The organism is Inquilinus sp. CA228 (assembly GCF_052078665.1).
In the GTDB taxonomy this organism is placed as follows: Bacteria; Pseudomonadota; Alphaproteobacteria; order DSM-16000; family Inquilinaceae; genus Inquilinus.
Genome location: NZ_JBQJIK010000159.1, coordinates 1 through 4,434 on the forward strand (window position 1 = coordinate 1; position 4,434 = coordinate 4,434).

The window sequence follows — 4,434 nt, forward strand, 5'->3', positions numbered from 1 at the left end:
CGGACCGGCGGTCGCGCTGGGCCTGATCGGCACGCTCAGGGTACTGGCCTGCCTGGTGTTCGCGCTGCATGCCGCCGGGCTGCTGCCCGGGCTGCCGCTGCTGTTCGGCGCCGCGGCGCTGCAGACGCTGATCCGCACCACCGAGCTGGTGGTGCTGTTCAGCCTGTTCATGACCGTGGCCTCGCCCGCCCAGCCGGGCACCGACTTCACCATCCTGGCCTGCGCCCAGTACGCGGCCTATCTGCTGGGCTCGGTGCTGTCCGGCATGCTGGCGGACAGCTTCGGCTACGCCTGGCTGTTCGGCCTGGGGACCGCCCTGTCCGTGGTCGTTCTGGCCGGATCGCTGGCCCTGCTCGCCGGACGGGACAGGGCGGAGCGCGTAAGGCGAGCCTGAACGGCAAAGCCCCGCCTTTGCGGGGCGGGGCTTCGTGTCAGGTCGCGACGCCGAGGCTACGGCTTCTTGGCAGCATCCGGGCGCGGCAGGGACAGGGTCCCGTCCGAGCCGCCCAGCAACCCGGTCCGGAAGTAGACCGCCAGCTTCTCCCGCGTGTCGGCGATGTCCATGTTGCGCATGGTCAGCTGCCCGATCCGGTCGGCCGGGGTGAAGGCGCCGGCGCCGCTCTCCATCGTCAGCCGCTCGGGGTCGTAGGTGAGGTTCGGGCTGGTGGTGTCGAGCAGGGAATAGTCGTTGCCGCGGCGCAGCTCAAGCGTCACCTCGCCGGTCACCGCGCGCGCGATCCAGCGATGGGCCGATTCCCGCAGCATCAGGCTCTGCGGGTCGAACCAGCGGCCCTGATACAGCAGGCGGCCGAGGCGGCGGCCGTTGCTGCGGTACTGCTCGATCGTGTCCTCGTTGTGGATGCCGGTCACCAGCCGCTCATAGGCGATGTGCAGCAGCGCCATGCCGGGCGCCTCGTAGATGCCGCGGCTCTTCGCCTCGATGATGCGGTTCTCGATCTGGTCGCACATGCCGAGGCCGTGCCGGCCGCCGATGACGTTGGCCTCGGTGAACAGGGCCAGCGCGTCGTCAAAGCTCTGCCCGTTCAGGGCGACCGGCCGGCCTTCCTCGAACCGCACCGACACCGTCTCGGCCTTCACCGCCACGTCGTCGCGCCAGAACGCCACGCCCATGATCGGCTTGACGATGGCGATCCCGGTGTTCAGGAACTCAAGGTCCTTCGCCTCATGCGTGGCGCCCAGGATGTTGCTGTCGGTCGAGTAGGCCTTTTCGACGGAGGCTTTGTACTCGAACCCCGCCGCCGCCATGTACTCGCTCATCTCCTTGCGGCCGCCGAGCTCGTCGATGAAGCGCTGGTCGAGCCACGGCTTGTAGACCTGCAGGTTCGGGTTGACGAGCAGGCCGTAGCGGTAGAACCGCTCGATGTCGTTGCCCTTGTAGGTGCTGCCGTCGCCCCAGATGTCGACGCCGTCCTCGCGCATCGCCTCGACCAGCAGGGTGCCGGTCACCGCGCGCCCGAGCGGCGTGGTGTTGAAGTAGGTCGCCCCCGCCGTGCTGATGTGGAAGGCGCCGCACTGGATGGCGGCGATGCCCTCGGCGACCAGCTGCGTGCGGCAATCGATCAGCCGCGCCGTCTCGGCGCCATAGGCAAGGGCCTTGCGCGGAATGTCGTCGTAGTCGCTCTCGTCGGGCTGGCCGAGATTGGCGGTGTAGGCGCAGGGGCGCGCGCCCTTGGAGCGCATCCAATGCACGGCGGCGCTGGTGTCCAGACCGCCCGAGAATGCAATGCCGACGCGCTTGCCGACGGGAAGATCGTGGAGAATGTTCGCAACCAACCGTTTGCTCCGGAATTCTGTCTGCAGCCTCACCCGGCCGCCGGCAAGCTAGCCCGGTTGCCGGCGAATGTTAAGGGCTGCCCGGTGTTTCATGCTTCCGGGTCAGGCCCTAAGGTGGACAAATGCGATTCACATTCCTGCATGCGGCCGATCTGCACCTCGGCAGCCCGCTGACGGGCCTCGGCCTCAAGGACCCGGAGGTCGCCCGGCGCTTCGCCTCGGCGAGCCGCGAGGCCTTCTCCGATCTCGTCACCCAGGCGATCGAGGCGAAGGTCGCCTTCGTCGTCGTCGCCGGCGATGTCTATGACGGCGAGTGGCGCGATACGTCGATCGGCCTGTTCTTCAACCGCGAGGTGGCGCGGCTGGACCGGGCCGGCATTCCGCTGTTCCTGCTGAAGGGCAACCACGATGCCGAGAGCGTCGTGACCAAGACCATCTCGCTGCCCGATTGCGTTTCGGAGTTCCCGACCGGCCGGCCCGGGACGTTCCGGATCGAGAGCCTGAAGGTCGCCCTGCATGGTCGTGGCTTCCCCGACCGCGCCGTTCCCGAAAACTACGCGCTGGGCTACCCCGACCCGGTGCCCGGCTGGGTCAATATCGGCGTGCTGCACACCTCCTGCGACGGCCGGCCGGGCCATGCGGTCTACGCCCCCTGCACCGTCCAGGACCTGGCCTCGCGCGGCTACCAGTACTGGGCGCTGGGCCACGTCCATGAGTACGAGGAGCTGTCGCGGGACCCCTGGATCGTCTATCCGGGCAATCTGCAGGGCCGCAGCGTCCGGGAATGCGGCCCGAAAGGGGCCGTCCTGGTCGACGTCGCCGACGGCCACATCGTTGGCACCACGCGCCTTGCCCTCGACCGGGCCCGCTGGGCTGTCGCCGCCATCGACCTGACCGGCATCGAGGATGAAGCCGGCGCCCTGCGACGGATCGAGGAGGCTATCGCGCCGGAGGCCGCGGCGGCGGAGGGGCGGCTGCTGGCCCTGCGCATCCGGCTGACCGGCATCACGCCGCTGCACCACCGGCTGACGGCCGATCCGGAACGGATGGCCGACGAGGTCCAGGCCGCCGCCAACCGGATCCACGAGGACATCTGGCTCGAACGCCTGCGGATCGAGACGGAGGATCCCGAGCCCACCGCCGACGACGCCCTGGCCTCGCTCGACCTCTCCGCTCTCCTCGAGGGCTTGGAGCAGGACCCGCAGTTCCAGGCGCGGGCGGCCGAGCTGGTTGCCACGATCACGGGCAAGCTGCCGGGCGGGATCGTGAGCGACGGGCCGCCCCTTGCCTCGGATCTGGGCGCGCTGCTGGAAGAGGCGCGGGCGATGCTGGTCGCACGGGCGACGGCCGGCACGGCGCGCTGACCGATGCGCCTGCTGCGACTGGACCTCGACCGCTACGGCCCCTTCACCGGCCGGACCCTGGATTTCCCGCCGGGGGCGAGGCTGCACATCGTCCACGGGCCGAACGAGGCGGGCAAGAGCTGCGCCCTGGCCGCCGTCACCGACCTGCTGTTCGGCATCGAGCGGCTGACCCGCTACGACTTCCTGCACGAGGGCAAGGACCTGCGGATCGGCGCCGAGATCATCGGCCGGGATGGCGGCCGTCTCACCTTCCGCCGGCGCAAAGGCAACAAGAACACGCTGCTCGGTCCCGACGACAGCCCGATCGCGGACGACGCCCTGCTGCCCTATCTCGGCAGCCTGACGCGCGACGTGTTCTGCCGCGCCTTCGGGCTCAACGCCGAGACCCTGCGCCGTGGCGCCGAGGACATGCTGCGCAGCGACGGCGAGGCGGGCGCCAGCCTGTTCGCCGCGGCCTCCGGCCTGCGCGGGCTGAGCGATCTGCGGCGGAGCCTGGAGGACGAGGCGAACGCCATCTTCGCCCCCCGCGCGTCGAAGGACCGCCGCTTCTACCAGGCGCTCGATCGCTTCGAAGACGCGCGCAAGGCGATCCGCGAACGCGAGCTGAGGGCCGGCGACTGGAAGGCGCTCAACGAGTCGATCGACAGCCTCGCCACCCGTCTCGGCGACATCAGGGCGCAGCGCAACGGGATCGCCGCGGCGCGATCGCAGCTGGCGCGGCTGAAACGCGTCGGCCCGCTGATGCGGCTGCTCGACGAGCATCTCGTCCGGCTCGACGCCTTCGCCGACCTGCCGCAGCTTGCTCGAGGCGCCGCCGAAGCGCTGCGCGACAGCCTCGGCGCCGTCACCCAGGCCGCGGAGGGGCTGCGTCGAGCGGAGGCGGACCTGGCCACGGCCCGGCAGGACCTCGACGGCATCGTCGTCGACGAGGCCCTGACCGTTGCCGCCGACCAGGTCGTGCAGATCTTCGGCGAGAGCGGCGGCCATGCCGCAAGCCGGCGCGACCTGCCCCGCATCCAGGCGGAACTCGACGATCTGGAGCGGACCCTGGCCGCGCTGGCCGGCCGGCTCGGCCAGGAGCCCGGCGCGATCCAGACAGTCCAGCCGAGCGACGCGGCGCAGGCGCAGCTTCAGCGCCTGATCGCCGGCGGCCGGGCCCTGGCGGAGACACGGCGCGGGCAGCGCGCCGCGATCGAGCGCGAGACGGCCACCCTCGCCGAGCTGCAGCGCCAGCAGGCCGAACAGGGCGGCCTCAGCGACCCGCGGCCGCTGCAGC

3 protein-coding genes and 1 pseudogene are annotated in these 4,434 nt (G+C 70.7%); 3 read left to right on the plus strand and 1 reads right to left on the minus strand.

Annotation, left to right across the window (positions count from 1 at the left end):
* Window positions 1–394: pseudogene (locus ACTOWL_RS37555) on the plus strand (hypothetical protein); the annotation flags it as partial.
* A gap of 56 nt (window positions 395–450) precedes the next feature.
* Here the strand turns inward: ACTOWL_RS37555 and argG are convergent.
* Window positions 451–1,794, minus strand: a complete 1,344-nt coding sequence (argG, locus tag ACTOWL_RS37560) for an argininosuccinate synthase (protein WP_441326409.1) — start codon at window positions 1,792–1,794, stop codon at window positions 451–453.
* Window positions 1,795–1,916: 122 nt separating this feature from the next.
* On the opposite strand from argG, the gene ACTOWL_RS37565 reads away from it, so the two are divergent.
* Entirely contained in the window at window positions 1,917–3,158 is a 1,242-nt protein-coding gene (locus tag ACTOWL_RS37565; RefSeq protein ID WP_441326410.1) for a metallophosphoesterase family protein, read from the plus strand.
* A gap of 3 nt (window positions 3,159–3,161) precedes the next feature.
* Window positions 3,162–4,434, plus strand: a 1,273-nt coding sequence (locus ACTOWL_RS37570) for an AAA family ATPase (RefSeq protein WP_441326411.1), incomplete at its 3' end; no start/stop codon positions are given.

Bases quoted from the DNA above. Each gene is read 5' to 3' on its own strand.
- ACTOWL_RS37565 (WP_441326410.1), top strand. From the start codon at position 1,917: ATGCGATTCACATTCCTGCATGCGGCCGATCTGCACCTCGGCAGCCCG.